Annotated in this window: 18 protein-coding genes; 10 read left to right on the top strand and 8 right to left on the bottom strand. The window is 68.8% G+C overall.

Translation table 11 applies throughout. The annotated features are described in order from the left end of the window. Positions 1-70: 70 nt before the first annotated feature. The 3 genes from ENSA5_RS20745 to ENSA5_RS20735 form a co-directional block, all read right to left on the bottom strand. Positions 71-1,294: a DUF4215 domain-containing cysteine-rich repeat protein gene (locus tag ENSA5_RS20745; protein ID WP_106393413.1), complete on the bottom strand. Its 1,224-nt coding sequence runs from the start codon at positions 1,292-1,294 to the stop codon at positions 71-73. A gap of 313 nt (positions 1,295-1,607) precedes the next feature. Next, entirely contained in the window at positions 1,608-3,203 is a 1,596-nt protein-coding gene (locus tag ENSA5_RS20740) for a class I adenylate-forming enzyme family protein (protein ID WP_106393412.1), read from the bottom strand. A 97-nt stretch (positions 3,204-3,300) separates the two neighbouring features. Further along, positions 3,301-3,681, bottom strand: a complete 381-nt coding sequence (locus ENSA5_RS20735) for a gamma-butyrobetaine hydroxylase-like domain-containing protein (protein ID WP_106393411.1) — start codon at positions 3,679-3,681, stop codon at positions 3,301-3,303. A 103-nt stretch (positions 3,682-3,784) separates the two neighbouring features. On the opposite strand from ENSA5_RS20735, the gene ENSA5_RS20730 reads away from it, so the two are divergent. Further along, positions 3,785-4,735: an ABC transporter ATP-binding protein gene (locus ENSA5_RS20730; protein ID WP_181197993.1), complete on the top strand. Its 951-nt coding sequence runs from the start codon at positions 3,785-3,787 to the stop codon at positions 4,733-4,735. Continuing rightward, positions 4,732-5,721, top strand: a complete 990-nt coding sequence (locus tag ENSA5_RS20725; protein WP_106393409.1) for an ABC transporter permease subunit — start codon at positions 4,732-4,734, stop codon at positions 5,719-5,721. The genes ENSA5_RS20730 and ENSA5_RS20725 overlap by 4 nt, the downstream gene beginning before the upstream one ends. A gap of 64 nt (positions 5,722-5,785) precedes the next feature. Here ENSA5_RS20725 and ENSA5_RS20720 read toward each other — a convergent pair whose 3' ends face one another. From ENSA5_RS20720 to ENSA5_RS20705, 4 genes are all read right to left on the bottom strand, one after another. After that, the gene (locus ENSA5_RS20720; RefSeq protein ID WP_106393408.1) at positions 5,786-6,877 is read right to left on the bottom strand and encodes a hypothetical protein; all 1,092 of its coding nucleotides are present in this window, start codon (positions 6,875-6,877) and stop codon (positions 5,786-5,788) included. 969 nt (positions 6,878-7,846) lie between these two features. After that, entirely contained in the window at positions 7,847-8,941 is a 1,095-nt protein-coding gene (locus ENSA5_RS20715) for a hypothetical protein (RefSeq protein WP_106393407.1), read from the bottom strand. Beyond that, positions 8,929-10,245, bottom strand: coding sequence for a hypothetical protein (locus tag ENSA5_RS20710; RefSeq protein ID WP_146155927.1), 1,317 nt, complete (start codon positions 10,243-10,245; stop codon positions 8,929-8,931). Before ENSA5_RS20710 ends, ENSA5_RS20715 begins: the two co-directional genes overlap by 13 nt. A 598-nt stretch (positions 10,246-10,843) precedes the next feature. Then, the gene (locus tag ENSA5_RS20705) at positions 10,844-11,890 is read right to left on the bottom strand and encodes a phospholipase D-like domain-containing protein (protein ID WP_181197992.1); all 1,047 of its coding nucleotides are present in this window, start codon (positions 11,888-11,890) and stop codon (positions 10,844-10,846) included. A 484-nt stretch (positions 11,891-12,374) separates the two neighbouring features. Between ENSA5_RS20705 and ENSA5_RS20700 the strand changes: the two genes are divergently transcribed. From ENSA5_RS20700 to ENSA5_RS20690, 3 genes are read left to right on the top strand one after another with little or no spacing between them, the layout of a single operon-like run. Then, positions 12,375-12,986, top strand: coding sequence for a BON domain-containing protein (locus ENSA5_RS20700; protein WP_181197991.1), 612 nt, complete (start codon positions 12,375-12,377; stop codon positions 12,984-12,986). Positions 12,987-13,012: 26 nt separating this feature from the next. Further along, positions 13,013-13,525 (top strand): general stress protein, encoded by a 513-nt coding sequence (locus tag ENSA5_RS20695; protein ID WP_106393403.1) that lies wholly within the window; start codon positions 13,013-13,015, stop codon positions 13,523-13,525. Between the two features lie 55 nt (positions 13,526-13,580). Next, positions 13,581-13,781 (top strand): CsbD family protein, encoded by a 201-nt coding sequence (locus ENSA5_RS20690; protein ID WP_106393402.1) that lies wholly within the window; start codon positions 13,581-13,583, stop codon positions 13,779-13,781. Positions 13,782-13,878: 97 nt separating this feature from the next. Here ENSA5_RS20690 and ENSA5_RS20685 read toward each other — a convergent pair whose 3' ends face one another. Then, a complete protein-coding gene (locus ENSA5_RS20685) occupies positions 13,879-14,565 on the bottom strand; it encodes a DUF3152 domain-containing protein (protein ID WP_181197990.1) in 687 nt (228 codons plus the stop codon). 126 nt (positions 14,566-14,691) lie between these two features. Here ENSA5_RS20685 and ENSA5_RS20680 point away from each other — a divergent pair, with 126 nt between their 5' ends. From ENSA5_RS20680 to ENSA5_RS20660, 5 genes are all read left to right on the top strand, one after another. Then, on the top strand, positions 14,692-15,375 hold the full coding sequence (locus ENSA5_RS20680) for a glutathione S-transferase family protein (protein ID WP_106393400.1): 684 nt from the start codon (positions 14,692-14,694) through the stop codon (positions 15,373-15,375). 38 nt (positions 15,376-15,413) lie between these two features. After that, entirely contained in the window at positions 15,414-17,651 is a 2,238-nt protein-coding gene (locus ENSA5_RS20675) for a type VI secretion system Vgr family protein (RefSeq protein ID WP_106393399.1), read from the top strand. A gap of 342 nt (positions 17,652-17,993) precedes the next feature. Beyond that, a complete protein-coding gene (locus ENSA5_RS20670; RefSeq protein WP_106393398.1) occupies positions 17,994-21,764 on the top strand; it encodes an Hsp70 family protein in 3,771 nt (1,256 codons plus the stop codon). A 373-nt stretch (positions 21,765-22,137) separates the two neighbouring features. Beyond that, a complete protein-coding gene (locus ENSA5_RS20665) occupies positions 22,138-24,648 on the top strand; it encodes a DNA gyrase/topoisomerase IV subunit A (protein WP_106393397.1) in 2,511 nt (836 codons plus the stop codon). Positions 24,649-24,652: 4 nt separating this feature from the next. Continuing rightward, entirely contained in the window at positions 24,653-26,587 is a 1,935-nt protein-coding gene (locus ENSA5_RS20660) for a DNA gyrase/topoisomerase IV subunit B (protein WP_106393396.1), read from the top strand. Positions 26,588-26,710: the final 123 nt, after the last annotated feature.

The following is a 26,710-nucleotide window of genomic DNA, read 5'->3' as shown; positions in this document are numbered from 1 at the left end:
AAAGGCCACGAGCGACGACCCGGCTGAATGGGTCGCCGCTCGTGCGCCAGGCTTGGTGTGTGGCTCGAGCCTACTGGAGCACGGTCACGCTGAAGCACCAGTTGTTGAAGCCGATCGCATTGAGCGTGCCAAACTCGGCGAGCTCGCAGGTCGGGGCGACGAACCACGAGGTCTCGGCCACGCCGAGCATGTCGGTCGCCAGGGCCCGGAACGCGTCATCTTCGGGGGTCCCGCGGAGGCCGACGCAGAACTGACCGACGTCGTTGGTGATCTCGACCGGGGTCTCGAGGACCACCGTGTGGGGACCGGCGACGAGGTTCTCCATCGGCACCGGCTCGGTTGCGATCTCAGCGCCTGGAGCCGCCATGCCGTCCCACTCGTAGACCACGACGTCGAGGCTCTCGGGGTCGGGGATGCTCTCGGACAGCTGGTAGGTGAAGCTGACGACCTCGAAGGGCGCGACGAGGTTCTCGATCGTGAAGCACTCGACGGCGTCCTGGGAGTTGCCGGCGAGGCCCTGCGGGTCGGAGCAGCCGATATGCTCGTTGCACGTGGCGTCATCACCGACGTTGTTGAGGTTCTCGAGCTCCTCGACCACGCAGACCTCGTTGCAGCCGTCGAGCGTGTCGAGGTTGCCGTCGTCGCACTCTTCCATGCCCTGGGTCAGGCCATCGCCGCAGACCGTCATGCAGGAGTTGGGGCACTCATCGTCGTCGATGTCGTTGCCGTCGTCGCACTGCTCGAGGCCCTCGACCACGGCGTTGCCGCAGACCGGGATCACGCAGTTGGTCGGGCACTCGTCGAGGTCGACGTCGTTGCCGTCGTCGCACTCCTCGTTGCCCTGGATCAGGCCATCGCCGCAGACCGGCATGCAGGAGTTGGGGCACTCGTCGTCGTCGATGTCGTTGGCGTCGTCGCACTCTTCGAGGCCAGCGACGATGCCGTCGCCGCAGACTGGCAGGGCGCAGGTGTTGGAGCATTCGTCGTCGTCGACGTCGTTGCCGTCGTCGCATTCCTCGCCCTCGTCGACGTTGCCGTCGCCGCAGACCGGTTCGCTGTCGCCGTCGCCGTCGCCGTCGCCATCGCCGTCGCCATCGCCATCGCCGTCGCCGTCGCCGGGATCACCGTCACCGTCGCCGTCGCCGTCGCCGTCGCCGTCGCCGTCACCGGTCTCCGAGCCACTTTCGGACCCGCTGCTCTCGGCCTCCGTCGGTGCATCGTCGGTACAGCTCGCGACCCCGAGGGTCAGGCTGAGGGCGCAGGTCATCGTTAGCAGGGCATGTGTCTTGTTCATCTAGTCTCGCTTGCAGAGTGAAGGAGGAAAGGAGGGAAAGAGAGAGGGTAGAGGATGAACATCGATATCACCAGAGCCCCGCGGCCCCCTCACTCGAAGGCCACCCGCTTGGTGTTGGAGGCACCTTGCAAGGAGCGGTGACATCCATGGCGGCCTCTGGGACGCCGCAATTGCGAACGCGATCGCGGACTCGAGACACTCGAGCGGCGATCGGTTTCGGGTCGCGTCCTCAGCTGCGTCTGGGGCCGTAACTCGTAGCGCGTGCCCGAATTCCGGTCCGGGTTCGGTGCGGAGCTGTCTTCGGCACCCGGTGCTAAGCGCCCTCCACGGTCAACCCCTCGCTCGCGATCGCGTCGAGCAGCTTGTGCTTTTGCAGCTTGCCGAGCGCATTGCGGGGCAGCTGGTCACATAGATAGAGCCCGCGGGGCTGCTTGAAGCCCGCGAGCATCGCCCGGTGGTGGGCGACGAGCGTCTCGAGCAGCTGGGCCGGGTCGTCGAGGAGCCCGGCGAGCCCCGGGGCCGGGACCACGCACGCGACGATCTTCTGCCCCCAGCGCGAGTCGGGCACCCCGACGACCGCGACCTCGACCACCGTAGGGTGGCTGGCGAGGACCTCCTCGATCTCGCGCGCGGAGATCTTGAAGCCGCCGGACTTGATGATGTCGACGGACTTGCGCCCGATGAGGTGGAAGTAGCCGCGCTCGCCGACGTAGGCCACGTCGCCGGTCCGAAACCACTGGCGCCCGTCCCGATCGTCCACGAAGGACATCGCGGTCTGGCGCGGGAGGTTCCAGTAGCCGTCCATGATCCCGTTGCTGACGACGATCAGCTCGCCGGGCTCGCCGGGCGGCAGCTCGTCGCCCTCTTCGTCGATGATCGCGGCGTCGCAGCCGGGCACGGGCTGGCCGACGGAGCCGGGCTGGCGCAGGCCGACGTAGGGATTGGACAGCGTGATCAAGGTCTCGCTCATGCCGTAGCGCTCGACGATGCGCTGGCCCGTCAAGTCGACGAAGCGCTGCCACAGCTCGGCCGAGAGCGCCGCGCTGCCCGAGGTGAACAGGCGCCCGCACGCGAGGGCGGCCGCGGCCGCGGGCGTGGCCTCGAGGTAGTCGACGAGCGCGGCGTACATCGTCGGCACGCCCATGAACACGCTCGCGCGCCCGCGCTCGTGATCGCGAAAGCGCTCGACGACGGCGGCGACGTCGAAGCGACGCTCGAGCAGCACGGTCATGCCCTGAATCGCCGCGCCGTGGACCCCAATGCACAGGCCGTGGACGTGAAACAAGGGCAGCGCGAGGACCAGGCGGTCACGTGGCGACCACGCCCACAGCCCGGTCAGCGCGCGCATGTTGGCGATGATCCGACCGTGGCTCAGGAGCACGCCCTTGCTCGGCCCGGTCGTGCCCGAGGTGTAGATCATCAGGGCCGGATCGCTGTCGCGGGGCCGCTGGAACTCGCCGGGGTCCCCCGCGAGCGGCTCCTCGGCGAAGCGAAACCCGGCCGCGCCCTCGCCGACGCCGACGCGCACGGGCGCGCGCGCGAGCCCGGCCAGCGCGAGCGCGCGCTCGAGGACCTCAGCGCCCGCGACATCCCCGACGACCGCGGCGGGCTCGGAGTCCCGGAGGATGTGCGCGACCTCGTGCTCGCGGTAGCGGGTGTTGATCGGCACGTGGATCGCCCCGACGAAGTAGTTGCCGAACAGCACGACGACCAGCTCGAGGCAGGTCTCGACGTAGACCGCCACGCGGTCGCCCTTGCCGACCCCAGCCTGGCTGAGCGCGGTCGCGTAGCTGCGCGCGCGCGCGCCGAGCTCGGCCCAGGTCAGGCGTCGGCCCTCGAACTCGTAGGCGAGATCGGTGCTGCGGCCCTCGAGCGCCGCGAACAGATGCGCTGTCGAGTCGTCGCTCATTCGGGCTCCTGTCGTCGACACCCGCTCACTCGCTGGCCCTCCCGGCTCACCGGCCGGATTCTAGTCTCCCCCCTCGCGCCCGTCGACTGTCGACCGCTCATTGTTGCGGTGCTTCGCTCGCAACCGCGGCCTCGACCGGCCCGCTGTAGACACCCCCGTCGAAGGCTCCGAGCTTGCGTCCGACGGGCGGGCTCTCGAACGCGATCGTCCGCAGCCACGACCAGGTGTAGATCCCGTCGTCGTGGCCGTCGCCGAAGCGAAGGCCGAGGGCGTAGGCGCCGACCTCCCACAGACTCGAGATCGTCGTCGAGTCCGGCGCCGGGCGATGGGCGATCCGACTCGAGTGGCCCTGGCAGCCCGCGCACGGGCACCAAGCGCGGAGGTAGGGCACCGGGTAGGTCGAGGCGAAGCCGTCGGGCCAGGTGATCGTGAGGGTGTTCTCGCGGGGGTCGTGAGCCACATCGGAAGGTCGCGCCATCCCGGCCACGGTACAGCGATCTTCACGGCGAGGCCCGCGACCGCGCGCGCGGCTTGCTCCCCGGGCCGCGGCGTGCTCTGTTCCGGCGACCGCCGAGGCGCCCTTGGACTACGCGATCCAGACCATCAACCTGAGCAAGACCTACAAAGGCGGCGTCCAGGCGCTGCGCGGCGTCAACCTCGAGGTACCCAAGGGCAGCTGCTTCGGCCTCCTCGGACCCAACGGCGCGGGCAAGTCGACGCTGGTCAAGATCTTGCTGTCGATCGTCCGCCCGAGCGGCGGCGCGGCCACGCTCCGGGGCGTCGACATCCGCAAGGCCGCCGCCCGCCGCCGCGTCGGCTACCTGCCCGAGGGCCACGCCTTCCCCGCCTATCTCACGGCCGAGGGCGTGTGCCGCTACTTCGGCCAGCTCGCGGGCCTCAGCGGCGCCAAGCTCGAGCGCGAGGTCGCCGACAAGCTCGCGCTCGTCGGCCTGTCCGAGTGGGGCGAGACCAAGGTCAAGGAGTTCTCCAAGGGCATGGCCCAGCGCGTCGGCGTGGCCCAGGCGCTGATCGGCGACCCCGAGCTGGTGTTCCTCGACGAGCCGACCGACGGCGTCGACCCCGTCGCCCGCCAGGGCCTGCGCAGCGTGATCCGCGAGGTCACCACGACCGGCTCGACGGTGTTCATCAACTCCCACCTCCTCGCCGAGATCGAGGTCCTGTGCGACGACGTGGCGATCCTCGACAAGGGCCGGGTCGTCCAGCGCGGCAGCGTGTCCGAGCTGACCTCGGCCGCGACCGGGGCCGGCCTCCGGATCCGCTGTCGCACGGGCCCGCTGCCCGACGCCGTCTGGGACCAGCTCGCCGCGCGCGAGGGTGAGCGCGAGCCCGACGGGTGGTTTCGGGTCACGGTCCAAGACGAGGCCGAGATCTCCACGATCATCGACATGCTCCGCGCGGCCGAGGTCATGATCTACGCCGTCGAGCCCCAGCGCATGGGCCTCGAAGAGGCGTTCATTCAGCTGATCGGCGCCGACCGGGGCCTCCAGGTCAGCCGCGGAGGGACAGTATGAAGATCTTGCGTGCGCTGTGGCCATTCGTGGCCGACACCTGGCGGCAGTCTCGCCAGCAGGTCGTGTTCTTGATCATGCTCGGGATGCTCGCGCTGACCGTCGCCGTCGCCGTCGGGCTGACCCACGTGGTCGAGACGACCGACGACGAGGGCGACACGGTCGAGACGATCGGCCTGCGCGGCTTCGACGACAGCGGCGAGGCCCTGAGCATGGCCTGGGTCTCGCTCTACTCGTCGGCGATCGCCTCGGACTACGTCGAGGACGGCGAGATGCCCGACCCCTTCAGCGAGGAGGGCCAGGCCCTCCAAGAAGAGCTGCTCGCGGCCGCCGACGTCGAGGCCCGCAAGCAGCCCAAGCGCAAGGGCGCCGAGGTCGTGGTCTACGCGACCAGCTTCACGCTCTACGCGATCAGCATGCTGTTGTTCATCGCCGCCTGCGCCGGTTACTTCCCGGCCATGCTCGAGGCCGGCGCCGTCGACATCGTCCTGGCCAAGCCAATCGAGCGCTGGAAGATCTTCTTGGGCAAGTACCTCGGCGGGCTCGCGCTGTTCAGCGCCGCGCTGGTCGGCGCCTACACCCTGCTGTTCCTCGGCCTCGGCGCCAGCACCGGGGTCTGGCACCTCGCGGTGTTCCGGGTCCTGCCCCTGCAGCTGCTGTCGGCCGCGACCTTGTTCTCGGTCATCGGGCTCCTGGGCATCGCCCGCCGCAGCACCTCGCTGGCGATGATCGTCGGCTACGTCTACTACCTCGTCGTCGACAAGGTCGTGAAGGTGCTGCTGTTCTTGCCCTTTGGCGGCGACAGCTGGCAGCGGATCCAAAAGGGGCTGCGCTGGGTGATCCCCAACTTCGTCGACGTCCGTGACACGGCGCTGCTGTCGATCATCAACCCGCCCTCGCTGCACTGGCAGCCGATCGTCGTGATGCTCGCGTGGCTGGTGCTGGCCCTCGGCGCGGGCTACTGGCTGTTCCACCGCCGGGACTATTGAGCGAGTGAGCGACCCCCTGCGCCGCCCGTCGGCGCAGCCCGACGATGGGCGCGGGAGCCCGTCATCAATCGATCGTCACCCTCACGTCTCCGCGGAAGTCCGCGGGGGCGTGGAGCTCGATCGAGTGCCGGCCCGCGTCCAGCCGGATCGAGCCGAGGTCGCCGATGTAGCCGTACTGTGGCCTCCCGCACGGCTCGCACTCGACGATCCTCAGCTCGACCTCGGGGTTGTCCGCTGCGCTCTCCGGGATCCACAGCGTATAGACCCCCTCGTCGTCGACATCGAAGCGCCCCGCCGCCCAGATCTTGCCGCCGAGCGGGCCGATCGTCACCTCGTTGGCGCAGTCGAGCGTGAAGGTGGTGTCGATGGTGTGCTCGCGGTCCTGGCTCACGCGGCCGAGGTCCGGCGCGGCCTCGCCGACGCCACACCCGAACACCCGCCAGCGGTAGCGCTCGCCCTCGTTGCACGCGCCGAGCTCGGGCTCGAAGTCGGCGAGCAGCTCGTCGGTGCTCGCGCCGAGCACCGACTCCAGGGCCGCCGACAGCTGCGCGCCGCTGGGGTAGCGGCCGGTGGTCCGGCAGACCTCGAGCACCCCCTCGAGCCCGAAGCGCGCCACGAGATAGGCCGCGAAGCGGCCGAGGATGCCGTACTCGCGATTGGGCGGCCGTATAGACGGCTCCTGCATGCGCGCGACCAGCCTCTCGAAGTCGCGGGTCCTGGCGTCGTGGGCCGTCGCGCTGTAGTAGCTGGCCAGGCCCTCACTGAGGGCGCTGGGACAGGCACCTGCAGCGTAGTTGGCCAGGTGGACGATCTCGTGCTCGAGCGGAAGCACCCAGGTGTGGATGACCCGATCGTTGGAGGCACACGAGAGCTTGACGCTGTCGCACGGAAGCTCGACTGCGTTTTGCTCGAGTGAGTACCAGCGATACGCGCCGAGCTGCTCGCTCACGCCGAACTCCGCCGCGAGCGCGCCAGCGTAGGCGTCGACGTACGCGAAGGTCCCGCCGCAGGTCTCCTCGGGGCTGCGGTCCCTACCGTCGATGTAGATCCACTCGCCGAAGAACAGCACGTTGGGCTCGTAGAGCTCCTCGCTGCACCCCCCGGCGAGCGCGAGCGAGATCGACCCCAGCGCCGCCAGTCGGCTCAGCCCTCCCATTGGCTGTCCTCGATCGTGACCGCTGCCGTCCTCGAGTTGGCGGCCCAGGGTGGAGCGGGAGCGGGTCATCGCATCGACCGTCTACGCTTCAACGCCACACCGTGCCGCACGGATCCTCCGGCAGTGTTTGCGATGCCCGACGAGTTCGCGCAGGAGCAGCCCAGATCCGTGATCGAGGAGTTCGAGCCCTCCCCTCCTCGGCGGCTTTGGCCGCGGCCGCGCCCCCTCTCGCCGCCTGGTTCGCCGCCGCGTCGGCCAGCTTGTTGATGGTCTTCCGGTCTCCCGCGACGCTGCCGAAGCGCGCAGTCACCTGGGCGCAGGTACGGTTGGCGCGCGTGGCCGGGCAGGAGCTCTATGCGTAGGTCATCATCCGCATCCTCGCCGAGTACATCGACGACGAGGCCGCGCGCGAAAGGCTGCTGGCGCCGATCTGGGCTCAGGAAGAGCTGGTTCGGGACTTTCGTCGCAAGCGCCGGGGGGCGCTGCTCGACGTCAACCCAGAGTCGGGCGAGCGGCTCGAGGAGCAGGGCGAGGACGAGAGCGGCAGCGACGAACCCGAGGTTGGGGCGCAGGATGAGCCGGCCTCCGAGACCTGAGCGATGAGGCCGAGGCCGCAGCGCTTGATCAAGGACTAGCAGCCCGGGCTGCAATGCATCGTGTCGCCTCGCGCCGGAATTTTCGCCGAGGGCGCGAAGCCAAAACGCCGCTGTACCGGGCGTACTGCAAGTTTTGGCGACAAAGCCCTCGGCGAAAAGGCCAAGCGAGGCGGCGCGAGGCATCGCACCACGGGCTGCTAGCCCTAAACCATTCAGATTTTTCAATTCAGCGCTTGATTTAGGGCTAGACCAGCAGCGTCCGGGAGCTCGGCGCGAGGCAAACCGCCCCCGCGCCTCGCAGACCAAGGATCGAGTAGCTCGCCATCCCCGTGGCCAGCAACGCCCGTCATCAATCAATCAATCAATCGATCCATCAATCGATCGTCACCCTCACGTCTCCGCGGAAGTCCGCGGGGGCGTGGAGCTCGATCGAGTGCCGGCCCGCGTCCAGCCGGATCGAGCCGAGGTCGCCGATGTAGCCATACTGGGGCCTCCCGCACGGCTCGCACTCGACGATCCTCAGCTCGACCTCGGGGTTGTCCGCTGCGCTCTCCGGGATCCACAGCGTATAGACCCCCTCGTCGTCGACATCGAAGCGCCCCGCCGCCCAGATCTTGCCGCCGAGCGGGCCGATCGTCACCTCGTTGGCGCAGTCGAGCGTGAAGGTGGTGTCGATGGTGTGCTCGCGGTCCTGGCTCACGCGGCCGAGGTCCGGCGCGGCCTCGCCGACGCCACACCCGAACACCCGCCAGCGGTAGCGCTCGCCCTCGTTGCACGCGCCGAGCTCGGGCTCGAAGTCGGCAAGCAGCTCGTCGGTGCTCGCGCCGAGCACCGACTCCAGGGCCGCCGACAGCTGCGCGCCGCTGGGGTAGCGGCCGGTGGTCCGGCAGACCTCGAGCACCCCCTCGAGCCCGAAGCGCGCCACGAGATAGGCCGCGAAGCGGCCGAGGATGCCGTACTCTTCGTAGGCGAGCCCGGACGGCTGTGCCATTCGCCCGACCAGGAGCTCGAAGTCATCCGCCTTGGTGTCGCGGCTGTAAGCGCTGTAGAACTCGGCCAGGCCCTCCGCGAGGACACTGGGGCATGCCCCTCCGACCGCGCCGATTTCAGCCAAGTGGACGATCTCATGCTCATGGGGGAGCAGCGGCGTGTGGGCGATTCGCTCCTCGACGAAAGCACAAGCGGACACCTCGCTGCACGGTAGTTCGGCGTCGTACTCGTCGCGCGAGTACCAGCGATACGCGCCGAGCTGCTCGCTCACGCCGAACTCCGCCGCGAGCGCGCCAGCGTAGGCGTCGACGTACGCGAAGGTCCCGCCGCAGGTCTCCTCGGGGCTGCGGTCCCGACCATCGATGTAGATCCACTCGCCGAAGAACAGCACGTTGGGCTCGTAGAGCTCCTCGCTGCACCCCCCGGCGAGCGCGAGCGAGATGGACCCCAGCGCCGCCAGTCGGCTCAGCCCTCCCATTGGCTGTCCTCGATCGTGACCGTCCACAGCTCGCCGCTGCCGTCCTCGAACGCGATGTCGAAGCTGCCGAGCGTCCACGTCCCGCGCCTCTCGCTGATCCAGATGTCGGTCGAGTTGGCGGCCATGAAGCGGTTGGAGCCCCCGTCGGTGTTGAGGCCGGAGATCATGAACAGCGCGGCTCCAGCAGGAACTTCGTAGCCCAAGTGCACGGGGTAAGGGTCGTCGGTGACCTCGTAGCCCTGCGCCTGCCCCCACAGCCGCAGCTGCACGCGGTCGGCGACGAGGGACGCGCTGCCGTTTGTAATGACGACGGGGTCGTCCTCGAACAGGTCGAGCTCCTCGATCGTGAACTGCGGCCCGTAGTTATCGTAGGAGAACTCGGCCGCCGCGCAGCCGCGAGGCGTGCAGCCGGCGTCGAAGATCGCCGACGCGGTGACCTTACCGCCGAGGATCGACGGACCGACGAGCTCGGCGCCGAGACTCGCGGCGAGCTCGACGCCCGCGACGACCCCGCCCGTGGGGGTGTGGCCGTCTTCGAAGATCTGATCGTTGTTGCCCTGCGCGTCCGTGCATGAGAGCCACTCGGACTCGTCCTGGGGCAGGCTCAGCCCGTCGATCTTGGTTGGGGCCTCGATCCGGAGCACGAGGTCGTGGAGCTCGCCAAAATCGCCGAGCTCCCAGTGTGAGACGACCTCCGGCAACGTGGCCGAGTTGTTGTTCTTCAAGCTGGTGAAGCACTCGGCGTAGTGCTCGGCGATCCACACCTGGATCGCCGCGATCTCCTCCGCCAAGACACCGAAGGAACCGTCGAGGACTCCAGCCTGGAGGCGCTCGGACAGCGTGATGCAGAGCTGTTGGTACATGTCGTAGACGCAGAACTCCTTGTAGTACTCCGCGTGCTGGTAGTCGAACTCGCCGCAGCAAGCAATGACCTCGGCGGCCGCGTAGGGTTGGAAGGTCGGGCCAAAGCCGTCGTACTGCTCGCACCACGCGGCTCCGACCACCTCGGCGCACGAGGCTCCGTCAAAGCTGAAGTCGAGGCTGGAGTACAAGTCCCCCATGCACTGATACTGGGTGCCAACGGGGCCGTCGGCCCTGCGGTTGTGGCGGCACTCGTTCGGCGCCAACTCCCCGGGGTCCTCCTCGCCGCCGGTCTCGCCGCCGGTCTCGGTGTCGCACTCGTCCTCAACGTCCGAGCAAATTTCCGTCTCTGGATCTGCCGTCTGCGGGTCCTTGCACCCAACTGCGAGCAGCCCAGTTAGAGGGAGAACGAATACGGCCAGGGTGGAGCGGGAGCGGCTCATCGCATCGACCGTCTACGCTTCAACGCCACACCGTGCCGCGCTGAGCCGCCGGCAGTGTTTGCGATGCCCGACGAGTTCGCGCAGGAGCAGCCCAAGTCCGTGATCGAGGAGTTCGACCCCTCCCCCCTTGGCTTTGGCCGCAACCGCGCCCCCTCTCGCCGCCTGGTTCGCCGCCGCGTCGGCCAGCTTCTTGGCGCCCCGGCGAGACGCGATCTTCGTCCTCGCCCCCTCGAACAGTCACCGCAAATGTTCTGTGTGCGGAGCGATGATCTTCCGGCCTACTGACGGCCGGGGGGGGTCTAAACCATCCCCCTTTTAGGGGGCCACGCACACGATAGCGAAGGTCACACCAGCCCACCGAGGAGACAGCGCAGCGACCGACCGACCGTCCGGCCGCGCAGCGGCCGTGCATGGCAGAGTCGCAAACGGCCGGGGGGTCTAAACCAGCCCCCTTTTAGGGGGCCACGCAAACGAGGGCGGAGCTCATACCAGCCCACCGAGGGAGAGAGCGAAGCGACCGACCGACCGGCCGCGCAGCGGCCGTGCGTGGCAGAGTCGCAAACGGCCGGGGGGGTCTAAAGGAGCCCAGCCCCCGCTCTCAGATCTCGGAGCGCAGGGGGCCGAGCAGCTTCGCTACGAGGCGCCGCCACCAGGGGCGCTCGCGCAGCTGCTCGAGCTCGAGGAGCTCGCTGCGGCCGAGGTCGGCGGCGAAATCGATCAGGAGGTCCTCGACCAGATCGCTCGCGCCCGTCGCAACGAGTATTTCCTCGTCCTTGCGCATCGACCGATTGTTGATATTGGCCGAGCCGAAGCACGCGAATGCTTCATCGATGACCACCACCTTGGTGTGCATCATCGTCGGGCAAAAGTAATAGACGCGGACGCCGGCCTCGATCAGGGGGCGGAGCTCGGACTCGGCGACGATCTTGGCCACGCGCACGTCCGCGTGGGGGCCCGGGACCAGGAGCTCGACGCGGACGCCATCGCGCGCCTTGGCGCACAGGGCCTCGACGGTCTCCTCGCCGGGCGTGAAGTAGGCGGTGGCGATCTTGATCGAGCGCTCGGCAGCGTCGATCAGCGCCCACAAGGCGATCGCTATCGTGGTCCAGCCGACCGCGGCGGTCGACGGCAACACGTGGATCGACAGGCGATCGCGCGGGTCGACGCGGGCCGGGGTCGGCGTGGGTGGGGCGAGAGGATCGCCGCCCGCCTCGAGCCAGCTGCCGATGAAGGCGCCCCACAGCCCGAGCACCGCGGGTCCGACGAGCTCGAAGTGGGAGTCGCGCCACTGCGAGGGATCGCGGGCGTCGCCCTGCCACTCCCGCGCGATCCCGACGCCACCGGTGAAGCCGAGCTGACCGTCGACGATCAACAGCTTGCGGTGGGTTCGGTGGCTCGACTGCCAGATCCGCCAGGCCCGGACCGGGCGAAACCAGCGGACCTCGACGCCGGCCGATCGCATCGTGCGAATCAGGCGATCATCCATCTCGCGGGCGCCGACTGCGTCGAGGACGACCCGGACCGAGACGCCCCTGCGAGCGGCGAGCGACAGGGCCTCGGCGAAGCGCTCGGCGATCTCGCCGGTCCAGTATACGAAGGTCACAAACGCGATCTGTCGCTCGGCCTTGGCGATCGCGTCGAGCATCGCAGGAAAGATCTGGACGCCGTTTCGGAGCCTGCGAACCGAGCGTGCCGCGGCGGGGAACACCCCCGTCGATGCCGTCAGCGCGTGCTCGAGCGTCGCGGCTCGCTCATGAGGCCCCGGTCGTGGCGCCGAGCCACCGCTCGGTTGCCGCGTGACACGCAGCTGGTGACCCGACTCCGTCATTGTCGCACTCTCCTACGCCGAGGCCCCGCGGTCAGGCGAATGTTATTCGCCCATCACACTCGCGAGCGGTTGCGGAAATTTCCACGCCAGAGTGGAAAACAGCGATCGCCAGCGGCCCTCGAATGAACCCACTCGGACCCGCGCTCCGATGATGAAATGCTCCGCGCGCCCCCGAGACCGCACCCGACTCACGATCTGGCGTTCGGCGGAGCCCCCGCCAAGAGACGTCCAATTCCAGGCGCCGAATGGTCTTGAACTTGCACGCCTCCAGCGGCTGAACCCAAACACCCAGGAGAGCACCATGAAGAACATCATCACCCTCGTCCTCGTCGGGCTCCCGCTCCTCGCAACGACCCCGGCGGCGATGTCTGGCTGCGCCAGCACGCGCACCCTCGGCGAGCAGTCTGACGACACGCTGATCAAGATGCGGGTTGGGCAGCGGCTGTCGGCCGACCCGGAGGTCAAGCGCTTCAATATCGACGTCGACGTCATGAACGCCGTGGTGACCTTGCGTGGTGAAGTCGAGGATCAAGCCGTCTCCGATGAGGCCGAGAAGCTCGCGCGCAACACCGAGGGCGTCACGCGTGTCGAGAACAAGCTGATGATCGCGTCCGAGGACAAGGACGAGCCTCGCGGCGATCTCGGCATTCAGGCCGCCGTGGGCACCCGGCTGCTGGCGGACCCCGACGTCCGCCGCCACAACATCGACGTCGACGTCGTCAACGGCGTCGTCTACCTCTCGGGCGTCGTCCACGATCAACCGGCCAAGGACACGGCCGAGCGGATCGCCTCGCGCGTCGACGGTGTCACCCGGGTCGAGAACGAGCTGCAAGTGTCGGCCGCCGACGAGGCGCTCAGCGACGACGTGAACAACGTGAACATGAAGTCCGACAAGGGCGAACACAACAAGTGAACGAGCAAACTTCAGGAAAGAGCGACATGGCCAACTCCACAACAATGATCGGCATCTATGAAGACGTGTCCGACGCCAACCGCGCTGTGACCCGATTCCATGAGGAAGGCTTCACTTCGGAGCAGATCAGCATCATCGTGTCGGACACCACGAAGGCGAAGCACCTCGCGTTCGAGACTGGGACCAAGGCGCCCGAGGGAACGGCAGGCGGGGCGATCGTCGGCGGGGCGCTTGGCGCCATCGTCGCCGGGCTCACCGCGGTCGCCGGTATCGTCGTGCCCGGGGTTGGGCTCGCTATCGCCGGCCCCCTCGTCGCGGCGCTCGCGGGCCTCGGCGTGGGCGGGGCAGTCGGCGGTCTCGTGGGCGGATTGGTCGGGCTCGGGTTCAACGAGACCGAGGCGAAGTTCGTCGAGGATGCGGTCAAGGACGGCCACATCATCATTGCCGTGACCGACGAGGACTCCGAGCAGATGACCGTCGCGCACGGCGTGTTCGAATCCACGAAAGCCCGCAACATCAGCAAGACACGAACCACCTGATTCGTAGCGCAACACACCACAACACAACACAACACAATCAGCACAGGAGCTCGACATGGACAACGTCCAAGCAGGAAAATGGAAGCAGATCAAAGGCAAGGTCAAGCAGCAATGGGGCAAGCTCACCGACGATGACATCGACCGTATCGCCGGCAACCAACAAGAGCTCGTCGGCCGGATTCAAGAAGCCTACGGCAAGAGCCGGAAAGAGAGCGAAAAAGAGGTCCGCGGTTTCTTCGACCGTCTGGATAGCTAGCAGCCCGTGGTGCAATGCATCGTGTCGCCTCGCGCCGGATTTTTCGCCGAGGGCGCGAAGCCAAAACCGAGCGCCCGCCCGCGCGCGTTTGGGCCGATCAGCCGGAGTCCTCGGACCCGAACAGCCGGTTCCAGCGCGCGCCCAGCCGCTCGAGCTCGCGCGCGGCCGGCCAGCCCGAGGGCTCGCAGCCGCCGAGCCCCATGGTCTGCTGGACCATGACCGCCGCGGGCTCGCCCTCGCCCTCGCAGCGCTGGTGCGGCATGCCGAGCAGGTGCCCGACCTCGTGGTTGATCATGTAGACGCGATACCCCTCGATCTCCTCGCCCCACGGCGCCGCGCCCTCGCGCCAGCGCGTGAGGTTGAGCGAGGCCCGCCCGGCGCGACCGCAGGAGTACTTGCCGACGGTCCGGAGCGGGCGACACAGGCGATCGACGGTCTGAGGCCGCGCGAGCAGGACCACGAAGCGCTCGCGCGCGTCGACCCGCACGAGCTCGCGACCGGCGGCCTTCCACCCGCGCGGATCATCGAGCACCGCGCCGACGGTCCGGACCCAGGTCGGCAGCTCGGCCTCGAGCCCGACCTCGATCAGCACGCGATAGCCGATCGCCCCGCGCTCGCGGGCCTCACGAAAGGGCACGGTCGGCCGAGCGGGATCGCGCAACACCCAGTATTCTTGGCCGCGGATGTGCTCGCGCGCGGCGTCGAGGCTCTCACCAGCGCCGAGATCCAAGAAGCTGCGGGCGCTCAGTAGCCAGCCCAGCAACCATAGGTTCAGCGTCGACATCCCGGGTCCGCTCGCGCCCATGATGTTCGCTGGGTCCGGTTCACGCAAGAATTCGGACCGCCACGGACGCAAGAGCCCTGAGGACGTAACATCTCGGCCCGGGGTCCGAACCCCGCGTCGACCCCGATGCCAAGCTTCAAGCTGATCTCCTTCGCGACATGCCCCTTCGTCCAGCGCTCGGCGATCACGCTCGAGCACAAGCGCGTGCCCTACGAGACCGAGTTCATCGATCTCGCCGCCAAGCCAGCGTGGTTCCTCGAGCTGTCCCCGCTCGCCAAGGTCCCCGTGTTGGTCGTGCGCGACGGTGCCCGCGAGGTCGTGCTGTTCGAGTCGGCGGTCATCAACGAGTACCTCGACGAGATCACCGAGGGCTCGCTGTTGCCCGCCGATCCCCTGACTCGCGCCCGACATCGGGCGATGATCGAGTTCGCGTCGGCGGCGATCGCCGACACCTGGCGCATGGCCACGGCGAGCACGCGTGAGGACGCCCTCGCCCACGCCGCGGCCCTGCGGTCCAAGCTCGCGCGCTTCGAGGCCGAGCTCGTCGGCCCCTTCTTTACTGGCGAGCAGCTGTCGCTGGTCGACACCGCCTGCATCCCGATGCTCCAGCGCGTGGGCTGGACCCAAGATCCCGCGCCCGAGCTCGCGGTCCTCGACGAGCTGCCCAAGGTCCGCGCGTGGCGCGAAGCGGCGCTGGAACTCGACGCAGTCAAGAAGTCCGCCGTCCCGGATCTGCGCGAGCGCTACGACGCCTACCTGATCGAGCGGGGCAACTCGTGGGTCGCGTCGAAGCTGCCCGCCGCGAGCTGACGCGTCTCACGCAATTTTAGGCTAAGCTGCGGTCCCCGATGTCCAGACTCCCGAACCTCCAGGTCCTCGTCAGCTTCAACAACGGTCCAGACGCGAGCTGGAAGGTCACCCGCCTCGCGCTCTCGGAGTCCATCAACGAGCTCTACGAGGCGAGCCTCGAGATCGCGACCGACGAGGTCCAGATCGACACCGCCGAGCTGCTCGGGGCGACCTGCGAGCTCACGCTGCAGCGCGGTGACCACCCTCCCCGGCTCGTGTTCGGCGTCGTCGCGCGGGTCGATTTTCTCGGCCACGAAGATCACCACCTCCACGCGCGGGTCCGCGTGGTCCCGGCCCTCGCGCTCGCCCGCCAGCGCAGCAATTCGCGGATCTGGCAGGACCGCTCGGTCCAGGACATCGTCCGCGAGGTCGTCGCGACGAGCCTCGACGAGTACGAGCGCAGCGTCGAGCTTGGCCACCTCCAGCGCGGCGCCGCGGCCCGGGACTACTGCGTGCAGTACCGCGAGACCGACCTCGACTTCGTCTGTCGGCTGCTCGAGGAGGAGGGCATCTCCTGGTACTTCGTCCACGACGGCGAGCGCGGCCATGAAGTCCTGACCCTGTGCGACGACAACGAGGACTACCCGAAGCACCAAAACGTCGACGGCACCGCGGTCCTCCCGGTCGTCGCGCACAACCCCGACGAGGCCGACCTCGAGTCGATCCAGGCCTTCGAGTGGGCCCGGCAGCTGACCCCGACCACCGTCTCGCTCAGCGAGTTCGACTGCGCCAGCCCGAGCTCGGTCCCGGCCGAGGAGACCGGCCAGGCCGACGCGCGCGGGCGCGTCCGACGGATCTACGATCACGGCCAGCGCCGGTTCGGGACCGGCGATCTGGCCCAGCGCACCCAGGACTACGAGCAGGCCCTGCGCATGTCTGGCCACCTCGCCACCTGCGAGTCCAACGCCTCCCTCGCCCACGTCGGTCACCGCTTCGTGCTCGACGGCATCGCCCTCGAGGGCACGCCGTCGGACTGGCTCGTGACCCGCGTCGAGCATGACTACGGCAGCGGCTCCGGCGAAGCTCGGGTCTATCGCAACCGCCTGTCCTGCGTGCCCGCGTCGGTCACCCTCCGGCCGCTCGAGCTCACGCCCAAGCCCGAGGTCCGCGGGCCCCAGACCGCGACCGTCGTCGGTGGCGGCGAGATCGACGTCGACGCCCAGGGCCGGATCCAGGTCCAATTTCACTGGCCCGAGGGCGACAGCGGGGCCGGGAGCTCGTGCCGCGTCCGCTGCGCGCAGAGCTGGGCGGGCCCGGGCTGGGGCGCGCAGTTCATCCCCCGGGTGGGCATGGAGGTCGTCGTCGAATTCCTCGAGGGCAACCCCGACCGGCCGCTGGTCACGGGCTGCGTCTACAACGGCGCCGCCGAGCCCCCCTTCGCGCTGCCGGGCAACTCGACCCAGAGCGGCTGGCGGACCAACAGCTCGCCGGGCGGCGGCGGCAGCAACGAGCTGCGCTTCGAGGACGCCGCCGGGTCCGAGCAGATCTACATCCACGGTCAGAAGGACTGGACGACCGAGATCAAGCACGACAAGGCCCAGACGATCGGCCACGACGAGTCGCTGAAGGTCGGCCACAACCGCCACAAGTCCGTCGCGGCCAACGAGTCCGAGCGCATCGGCGTCAACAAGCGGGTCAGCGTCGGCGCCGATCAGCTCGAGACCGTCGGCGCCAACATGACCCTCGAGGTCGGCGACAACCAGGTCCTCGTCATCGGCGCGGACCAGAGCGCGAGCGTGGGCGGCAGCCGCAGCGAGACGATCGGCGCGTCGGCGAGCCAGACCGTCGCCGTGGCCAAGACCGTGACCGTCGGCGGGATGCTGGCGACGATCGTCGGGGGCGCCATGAACACCTCGGTCGGCGCGGCCAGCCTCGAAGAGGTCGGCGGCATGAAGTCGGTCTCGGTCGGCGCCACCAGCAACGAGAGCGTGGTCGGCGGCAAGTCGGTCGACGCGGCCACGATCCAGCACAGCGCGCGCGGGAATCTCAGCGTCAGCGCCGGGACTGCGGTCAGCCTCGAGGCCGGCGAGGACATGCACCTCAGCGCCGCTGGCGAGCTCGGCATCATCGGCGAGAAGAAGGGCCTGATCGAGCTCGGGACGGATCTGACGATCAAGGTCGGCAAGGCCTCGATCACCCTGAGCAAGAGCGGCGAGCTCGTCCTCGAGGGCACGAAGGTGACCGTCAAGGGCAAGCAATCGATCACGCTCAAGGCCAAAAAAGTCAATCAGAACTGAGCCCGCGCGCGGTCCCTCCCCTAGCAGCCCGGGGTTCAAAAAGGCCCCTCGCTGCGGCGGCGAAGCCCCCTCCGCGCCCCCCAAACGCTCGCCTCTCGGCTCGTGCTCGGCCTCAATCAAGCGCTGCGCGCTCGACTCAGGCCGAGGCCCTCGCCAAGCTGAGAGCTTCGCGCGCCAAGCATCGACAGACGCGCCGCACGCCGGGCTCGCGGATCGCGGAACAGATCTCCGCTCGTCCGCCGTGCCTGCGCGCGATCTCGCGATTTCGCCGCCTGAGCCGGCTTGACACGGATCTCAGCGGCTCCGAGGCTGTCGCCTCGTTTCTGCACCCCTGCGCGACTCATGAGCCCCCGCAAGCCCCCGACCTCGGCCCCCGATCCCGTCCTCGTCCTCGACCTCGGCAGCGCCTCGGTCCGCGCCGCGTTGATCGTCGATGGCCGCCCTCAAATCTTGCGCTCGCTCGCGGAGGGTGGACGCCGGCCGACGATCGTCGGCTTTGATCCGAGCCAGGTGCACTCGACCGAGCCCGAGCTCGTGCTCGGCGACGCGGCCCGGCGGCTTGCGATCACCGAGCCGCGCTCGCAGGTGTTTGGGGCCCTGCGCCTCGCCGGGCGCCGCCACGAGCTCGCCGAGCTCGACGATGAGCGCTGGCGCCAGATCCCCGTCGAGCGCGGGCCGGGCGGCGACGTCCAGTTTGGCCTGGCGGGCGACACGTGGCCCGTGCCGCGCCTGCTCGGCGCGCTGACCCAGGCGATCGTCGAGCAAGTTCGCCGCCAGCTCGAGCTCGATCCCGAGCGGGTCGTCGTCTCGATCGCGCCGGGCAGCGACGACGCCCGGCGCCGCGCCGTCGTCCACACCCTGCGTGTCGCCGGGGTCGAGACCATCGAGCTCGTCCACGGGACGACCGCCGCGGCCCTGGCCTGGTCGACGCTCGAGCGAGAGGGTCCCGCCGCGCTCGGGATCGTCGGGCTCGAGGCCGCGCTCGCCGCCAATGACGACGCCCCGGCCGAGGAGGAGCCGGTTGACGAGGACAGCCACGACGACGACGCAGCCGCGGACGCCGACGAGAACGCCGAGGACGAGGCGCAGGCGGGCGACGATGATCCAAAGGGTGACGCGGCAGCTGACAGCGAGGCCGCGCCCGACACCGAGCAGCTGATCCTGGTCCTCGACCTCGGCGCGGGCAGCTTCGACGCCGCCCTCGCCCGCCTCGACAGCGGCGACCTCGAGCTGTTGGCGGCCCGGAGCCGCCTCGACATCGGCGGCGACGACATCGACGAGCGCGTCGTCGACTGGCTGCTCGGCCAGTTCGAGGACGCCAACGAGGTCGACCTGTCCGGCGATCCGACCGTCCGCGCGCGGATGCGGGACGTCGCCGAGAAGGCCAAGATCGCGCTCAGCGACGACGAGCAGCACGACATCCGCCTGCCCTTCTTGTGGGCCGACGAGAGCGGACCCAAGCACCTGTTCGTGACCCTCGAGCGCGAGCGCTTCGAGCGAATGATCCGCGACCTCGTCGAGGCCACCGCGGCCCTGGCCCAGGCGGTCCTCGACGACGCGGGCCAGGACCCCGACGAGCTCGACGCGCTCGTGATGGTCGGCGGCAGCGCCCGGATCCCGGTCATCCAAGATCGCATCGAGGCCCTGTTCGGCCGGGTGCCCGAGACCGAGCTGGGCACCAGCGCCCTCGACGACGACTTCGTCACTCGCGGCCTCGCGCTCGAGGCTCACCGCCGCAGCCGCCGACGACCCCAGACCCAGGTCGTCGACATCGCCAGCCGTGAGCTGTGGCTCGACGGACCCGAGGCCCGGCGCCTGGTCGAGCGCAACACTCCCCTGCCGCTTTGCCGGAGCCTCAGCCTCGAGCTTGGCGAGACCGGCCACGCCGAGCGAGACCTCGTCGAGCTCGACGGCGAAGGCGGGGAGGACGAGCGGACCCTGGCCCTGCGCGTCGACATCCGCGGCGAGGCGGCCGAGGCCGAGCTCAGCGTCGAGCTCGATCGCAACGGTCGCGTCGAGGTCCGCGTTGATCCCCCGAGCCTGGCGCTGACCCTCAGCGAGCGCGTTGGGCTGAGCGAGCGCGCGCTCGAGCGCCTGTGCGTCGAAGCGCGAGCCCGGGCGAGGGCCGAGACCCAGCGCCAGCGCAACGAGCGTCTCGGTCAGCGGGTCCAGACCCTGGTCCGGCTCAACGAGGCCGCGCTCGGCGACCAAAACGCTGCGATCGACGACCTGCTGCGCACGAGCCTCGTGCAGTGGGGCCGCGAGGCCGAGGCCGCCCTCGAGCTCGGCCACGACGAGTACCTCGTGGCCGCGCTCGAGGCCTTCATGGGCCTGAGCGACGCGCTGCCGGCCAAGCTGCGCGAGCAGATCGGGGATGAGCCGCTCGCCAGCTACATCCCCGACCCGGACGAGGAGCCCGTGCCCGAGCCCGAGGAGCTCGGCGATCCCGCCGACGACTACGACGTCAACGAGCGAGTGACCCCGCTCGAGCTCCACCGGGCTGACGCGGCCCCGCTCGACGACACGGTTGTCGATGACGCCGCTCCCGACGACGGGGCCGCCGCTCTCGATGACGAGGCCGCCGCTCTCGACGACGACGCCGCTTCCGATGACGAGGCCGCTTCCGACGACGACGCCGCGTCCGACGATGACGCCGCGTCCAACGATGACGAGGCTGCTCTCGACGACGCCGCAGCTTCCGACGATGACGAGGCTGCTCTCGACGACGCCGCAGCTTCCGACGACGCCGCTTCCGACGACGACGCCGCTTCCGACGATGACGAGGCTGCTCTCGACGACGACGCCGCTTCCGATGACGAGGCCGCTTCCGATGACGAGGCCGCTCTCGACGACGACGCCGCTTCCGATGACGAGGCCGCTCTCGACGACGACGCTTCCGACGAGCCCGCCGCTTCCGACGACGACCCCGCTTCCGACGACGAGGCCGCTTCCGACGACGCCGCTTCAGACGATGACGAGGCCGCTCTCGACGACGAGGCCGCTCTCGACGACGAGGCCGCTCTCGACGACGACGCCGCTCTCGACGACGAGGCCGCTCTCGACGACGAGGCCGCTTCAGACGATGACGAGGCCGCTCTCGACGACGACGCCGCTTCCGATGATGACGAGGCCGCTCTCGACGACGACGCCGCTTCCGATGATGACGAGGCCGCTCTCGACGACGACGCCGCTTCAGACGATGACGCCGCTCTCGACGACGACGCCGCTTCCGATGACGAGGCCGCTCTCGACGACGACGAGGCCGCTCTCGACGACGCCGCCGCTTCCGACGACGCCGCTTCCGACGACGACGCCACTGTTCTCAACGAGGCCACTGCTCTCGACGAGGCCACTGCTCTCGACGAGGCCGCCGCTCTCGACGAGGCCGCTCTCGACGACGACGCCGCTTCCGACGACGACGACGCTGTTCTCAACGACGCCGCCGCTTCCGACGACGACGCTCATGACGACGACGCCGCTTCCGGCGACGCCGCCCTCGACGACGACGACGCTGTTCTCAACGAAGCGGCCTCTCTCGACGACGCCGCTCCCGACGACGACGCCGCTCTCAACGAAGCGGCCTCTCTCGACGACGACGCCGCTCCCGACGACGACGACGCTCCCGACGACGACGCCGCTCCCGACGTTCTCAACGAAGCGGCCTCTCCCGACGACGACCCCGCCCTCGACGACGACGACGCCGCTCCCAACGACGACGCCGCTCCCGACGACGACGACGCTGTTCTCAACGAAACGGCCTCCCCCGACGGCGACGCCACTCTCAACGAAGCAGCCTCTCTCCACGACGACGCCGTTCCCGACGACGACGCCGCTCCCGGCGACGACGACGCTGTTCTCAACGAAGCGGCCGCTCTCGACAACGACGCCGCTCTCGACAACGACGCCACTCTCAACGACGAGACCCCTCTCAACGACGACGCCGTCCCCGACGACGACGCCGCTCCCAACGAAGCGGCCGCTCCCGACGACGCACCGGAGCCGGTACCCGAACCCGACGACGAGTCCAGGCCCGAGCCCACCGATCCCACCGATCCCGAGCCCGAGGCCGAGCCCACGCCGACGCCCGACGACTCCGAGAGCGCGGCCGAGTAGTCCGACCCAGCTTCGCCTCCTCGACCTCGCCCCCCTCGACCCCCGGATGCTGGCGCCGACCCGGTCCAGCATCCGGTGCGAGCTGAGCACGGCGAGCGGCGACTCGGACACTGGAACAGCGACGCCAACATCTGTAGATGTCGGCGGGTGACCTGCGCGAACCCATCGCCACCGAAGCGCGAGAGCGGGTTCTCCCGGCTTGACCCTTGCGCAGACAGGCCCCTTCCCGCGCCCGTGTGCGCCCTTTGAGTCCAGGTCACCCGCGCCATGCACGCGCACACCTGAAAGTTTGACGCGGATCGCCGAGTGTGTACTCTGCCCCCCGCGGCCCGCGTACCGCCCCAACCCCGCGTAATCAAAGCATTTTCCGAATATGTCGCAGCTCGAGCTGACCACCCCCACGCCTGATCCCGCCGACTCGCTCAGCGCGGCCCGGCGCAAGCCCAAGGGCGACGAGGCTCCACCGGCCGGCCAAGGTGGTGGCGGCAGCGCCGGCGTGATCGATGGCGACCTCGCCGAACAGGCCCGCCGCAAGTACCTCAACTACGCCCTGAGCGTGATCACCTCGCGGGCGATCCCGGACGTCCGCGACGGGCTCAAGCCCGTTCAGCGACGGATCCTCTACACGATGTTCGAGGATCTGCGCCTGACCTTCGACGCGCGCCACCGCAAGAGCGCCAAGGTCGTCGGTGACGTGATCGGTAAGTACCACCCGCACGGCGACACCGCGGTCTACGACGCGATGGTCCGCATGGCCCAGGACTTCGCCATGCGGATGCCGCTGGTCGACGGTCAGGGCAACTTCGGCTCGATCGACGGCGACTCGCCGGCCGCCTACCGCTACACCGAGGCCAAGCTGAGCAAGCTCGCCGCCGAGCTCCTGACCGAGCTCAAGAGCGAGACCGTCGCCTACCGCCCGACCTACGACGGCACCGGGCGCGAGCCGATCGTGCTCCCGGCTCGCTTTCCGCAGCTGCTGGTCAACGGCACGACCGGCATCGCCGTCGGCATGGCGACCTCGATCCCGCCCCACAACCTCGGCGAGGTCATCCGCGCGTGTCTGCTCCTGATCGACAACCGTGACGCGACGGTCGCCAAGCTCATGGCCAAGATCAAGGGCCCGGACTTCCCGACCGGCGGGCAGCTGGTCGCAACCCGGACCGAGCTGCGCGAGGCCTACGAGAACGGCAAGGGCACCTTCAAGCTCCGCGGCAGCTGGAAGCTCGAGGAGCCCAAGCAAGACAAGCGCGCGACCAAGAAGAAGTCGAGCAAGAAGGCCCCGAGCGGCCCGCGCATCGTGATCACCGAGATCCCGTGGGCGGTCGAGAAGAGCACCCTCGTCGAGGAGATCGGCCAGATCATCGTGGCCAAGAAGCTCCCGGTCGTCGTCGGGGTCCAAGATCTCAGCACCGAGGACATCCGCGTCGAGGTCGAGCTCGACCCCAAGGCCGACGTCGACCCCGAGCTGGTCATGGCCTACCTGTTCAAGCACACCCGCTTGCAGACCACGATCAAGCTCGACATGACCGTGCTGGTCCCGACCGAGAACCCCGAGGTCGCCGCGCCCGCGCGCCTCGACCTCAAGGCGGTCCTCGAGCACTTCCTCGACTTTCGCCTGCTCACGGTCCGGCGCCGCTTCGAGTACGAGCTGCGCAAGCTCGAGGAGCGGATCCACATCCTCGAGGGCTTCGAGAAGATCTTCGACGAGCTCGATCGCGCGATCAAGCTGATCCGGACCAGCGACGGCCGGGCCGACGCAGCCAAGAAGCTGATCAAGGCCTTCGACATCGACCAGATCCAGGCCGACGCGGTCCTCGAGACCCGGCTCTACAAGCTCGCCAAGCTCGAGATCCTCAAGATCCGCGAGGAGCTGGCCGACAAGCGCAAGCGGGCCAAGAAGATCCGCGCGCTGCTCAAGAGCGACAAGAAGCTGTGGGCCGTGGTCAAGAGCGAGCTCGAGGCCCTGTCGCAGGAGTACGCCGACCGCCGCCGGACGCGGATCGACGCCGAGGATCTGACCGAGGACTTCTCGGCCGAGTCCTTCATCGTCGAGGAGGACGCGATGGTCCTCATCACCCGCGACGGCTGGATCAAGCGTCAGCGCAACGTCAACCTCGAGACCACGCGGATGCGCGACGGCGACGCCCCGCTCGCGCTCGTCGGCGGCAGCACCCGCGAGTCGATCGTGCTGTTCTCGAACCGCGGCTCGGCCTACGTCCTGCGCATCAACGACGTGCCCGCGTCGAGCGGCCACGGCACCCCGGTCCAGAAGCTGTTCAAGTTCAAGGACGGCGAGAAGGTCATCGCCGCGACCTCGACCGACCCGCGCTTCATGGTCGAGTTCGCCGAGGCCAACAAGCCCGAGCTCGGCGACGAGTACGAGGAGCCCTACCCCCACTTCCTGGCCGTGACCCAAGGCGGCATGGCCCTGCGCTTCACCCTGTGGCCGCACCGCGAGCCCAGCACCCGCAACGGCCGCCTGTTCGGCAAGCACAAGCCCGGCGACGAGTTCATCGAGGTGTTCAAGGTCTACGCCGAAGACCAGATCTGCGCCCTGACCCGCAAGGGCAAGCTGCTGTGCTGCGAGGTCATGGACGTCAACCTCCTCGCCGGCCCCGGCCGCGGCGTGACCCTGATCAAGGTCGAAGACAAAGATCGGGTCGTCGGCGCGTGGAAATCGTCGCAGACCGTCGAGGTCCTCAAGTCATCCGGCGGCACGCTCAAGCTGAGCGAGCACAAGGCCACGGTCACCAACCGCGGCGGCAAGGGCCGGCCGATCATGAAGCGCGGCACCGTCAAGTCCCTGACCTACCCGCCGCCACCGACCCCCGACTTCGAAGCTGGCGCCGAGCGCCTGATCGAGCTCGGATACGCAGGAGCCTGAGCCCATGGCCAAGACAAAATCCAGCAAACGCCGCACCAGCAACGACTACGGCGCGGCCGCGATTCAGGTGCTCCAAAACGTCGAGCATGTCCGGGCCCGGCCCGGCATGTACATCGGCGGCGTCAACAAGGACGGCCTCCACCACATCGTGTGGGAGATCCTCGACAACGCCGTCGACGAGGTCATCAACGGCTACGCGTCCAAGATCGAGGTCAAGCTCGAGGCCGACCGCAGGGGCATCACGATCATCGACGACGGCCGCGGGATCCCGGTCGACAAGCACCCCAAGCTCAAGATCCCCGCCGTCGTCGCCGTGTTCACCCAGCTCGGCGCGGGCGGCAAGTTCGACGGCGAGAGCTACCGCCACTCGGGCGGCCTCCACGGCGTCGGCGCGGCCGTGGCCAACGCCCTGTCCGAGCGGCTCGAGGTCCGGGTCAAGCGCGGCGGCAAGATCCACGAGGTCCTGTTCGAGCGCGGCGTCCAGGACGGCCGGCTGCGCTCGGCCGGCAAGTCGCGCGGCTCGGGCACCGAGGTCTTCCTCCGCCCCGACCCCCAGATCTTCGGGGCCAAGGCGGTCTTCGACCCCGACGTCCTCCGCCAGCGGATCGAGGCCAAGAGCTACCTCCACAAGGGCCTGACGATCACCTTCACCGACGAGTCGACGAACAAGACCGAGACCTTTCACCACGCCGACGGCATCGCCGACTACCTCGACAAGCTGATCGCCGTGCGCGGCAAGTCGGCCGCGCACAAGGGCCGCTTTTATCTCGAGCGCAGCGAGGCCCCCAAACTCGAGCTCGCGCTCGCGTGGACCGAGGCGACCGAGTCGACGATCAACTCCTACGTCAACGGCGTGCCCACGCCCGACGGCGGGACCCACGAGCAAGGCCTGCGCAACGGGCTCGGCAAGGCCCTGCGCGCCTACATCCAGGCCCACAAGCTCGAGCCCAAGGGCGTGAGCATCTCGCTCGACGACATCCGCGAGGGCCTGATCGCGCTGCTGAGCGTCTACGTGCTCGAGCCGCAATTCCAGAGCCAGACCAAAAACCGCCTCAACAACCCCGAGGTCGCGGCCCAGATCGAGGGCGCGATCCGGCCCGCGCTCGAGCAGTGGCTGCACGAGAACCGCAGCTTGGGCGACGCGATCGTCGCCCGGGTGATCCTCGCCGCGCGGGCCCGGGCGGCCTCGCGCGCCGCGATCAGCTCGGTCACGCGCAAGTCCGCCGGCCAGGCGAAGATCGGCCTGCCCGGCAAGCTCGCCGACTGCGGCAGCAACGATCCGCGCAAGTGTGAGCTGTTCATCGTCGAGGGTGACTCGGCCGGTGGCTCGGCGAAGATGGGTCGGGATCGCAAGACCCAGGCGATCCTGCCCCTGCGCGGCAAGGTCCTCAACGCGGCCCAGGCCAGCATCGCCAGGGTCCTCAAGAACGAGGAGCTCGGCAACATCGTCAAGGCCCTCGGCTGCGGGATCGGCAAGGACTTCGACGCCAAGGGCCTGCGCTACGATCGCATCATCTTGCTGATGGACGCGGACTCCGACGGCCACCACATCGCGACCTTGCTGCTGACCTTCTTCTACAAGTACATGCCCGAGCTGATCCGGCGCGGCCACGTCTACCTGGCCCAGCCGCCCTTGTTTCGGGTCAACATCGGCAAGGAGTCCCACTGGGCCGCCGACGATCAGCACTTGCAGCGGATCCTGGCCGGCATCAAGCGGGGCAAGCCCGAGATTCAGCGCTTCAAGGGGCTCGGCGAGATGATGCCCAAGACCCTGCGCGAGACGACCCTCGATCCGAAGAAGCGCCAGCTGATTCGGGTCGGGATCGCCGACGAGCTGGCGACGGATCGCACCATTCATGACTTGATGGGCAAGGACGCCTCGATGCGCTATCGCTTCATCATGGAGCGGGCCGCGGAAGCCGACGAGATCGACATCTAGCCCTGAATCAAGCGCTGCGCGCTCGACTCAGGCCTTCTAATCTTCAAGGGGCCTTTCGAAAAGGCCCCTCGCTGCGGCGGCAAAGCCCCCTCCGCTCACCCCAAACGCTCGCCTTGCGGCTCG

This window comes from Enhygromyxa salina (assembly GCF_002994615.1).
GTDB lineage: Bacteria > Myxococcota_A > Polyangia > Nannocystales > Nannocystaceae > Plesiocystis > Plesiocystis salina_A.
This window is presented reverse-complemented; position numbering and strand designations above follow the sequence as displayed.

Bases quoted from the DNA above. Each gene is read 5' to 3' on its own strand.
- ENSA5_RS20670 (WP_106393398.1), top strand. From the start codon at position 17,994: ATGAGCCCCCGCAAGCCCCCGACCTCGGCCCCCGATCCCGTCCTCGTC.
- ENSA5_RS20695 (WP_106393403.1), top strand. From the start codon at position 13,013: ATGGCCAACTCCACAACAATGATCGGCATCTATGAAGACGTGTCCGAC.
- ENSA5_RS20690 (WP_106393402.1), top strand. From the start codon at position 13,581: ATGGACAACGTCCAAGCAGGAAAATGGAAGCAGATCAAAGGCAAGGTC.
- ENSA5_RS20715 (WP_106393407.1), bottom strand. From the start codon at position 8,941: ATGGGAGGGCTGAGCCGACTGGCGGCGCTGGGGTCCATCTCGCTCGCG.
- ENSA5_RS20675 (WP_106393399.1), top strand. From the start codon at position 15,414: ATGTCCAGACTCCCGAACCTCCAGGTCCTCGTCAGCTTCAACAACGGT.
- ENSA5_RS20735 (WP_106393411.1), bottom strand. From the start codon at position 3,681: ATGGCGCGACCTTCCGATGTGGCTCACGACCCCCGCGAGAACACCCTC.
- ENSA5_RS20745 (WP_106393413.1), bottom strand. From the start codon at position 1,294: ATGAACAAGACACATGCCCTGCTAACGATGACCTGCGCCCTCAGCCTG.
- ENSA5_RS20685 (WP_181197990.1), bottom strand. From the start codon at position 14,565: ATGTCGACGCTGAACCTATGGTTGCTGGGCTGGCTACTGAGCGCCCGC.
- ENSA5_RS20725 (WP_106393409.1), top strand. From the start codon at position 4,732: ATGAAGATCTTGCGTGCGCTGTGGCCATTCGTGGCCGACACCTGGCGG.
- ENSA5_RS20665 (WP_106393397.1), top strand. From the start codon at position 22,138: ATGTCGCAGCTCGAGCTGACCACCCCCACGCCTGATCCCGCCGACTCG.
- ENSA5_RS20740 (WP_106393412.1), bottom strand. From the start codon at position 3,203: ATGAGCGACGACTCGACAGCGCATCTGTTCGCGGCGCTCGAGGGCCGC.
- ENSA5_RS20680 (WP_106393400.1), top strand. From the start codon at position 14,692: ATGCCAAGCTTCAAGCTGATCTCCTTCGCGACATGCCCCTTCGTCCAG.
- ENSA5_RS20720 (WP_106393408.1), bottom strand. From the start codon at position 6,877: ATGGGAGGGCTGAGCCGACTGGCGGCGCTGGGGTCGATCTCGCTCGCG.
- ENSA5_RS20710 (WP_146155927.1), bottom strand. From the start codon at position 10,245: ATGAGCCGCTCCCGCTCCACCCTGGCCGTATTCGTTCTCCCTCTAACT.
- ENSA5_RS20705 (WP_181197992.1), bottom strand. From the start codon at position 11,890: ATGCTCGACGCGATCGCCAAGGCCGAGCGACAGATCGCGTTTGTGACC.
- ENSA5_RS20660 (WP_106393396.1), top strand. From the start codon at position 24,653: ATGGCCAAGACAAAATCCAGCAAACGCCGCACCAGCAACGACTACGGC.
- ENSA5_RS20700 (WP_181197991.1), top strand. From the start codon at position 12,375: ATGAAGAACATCATCACCCTCGTCCTCGTCGGGCTCCCGCTCCTCGCA.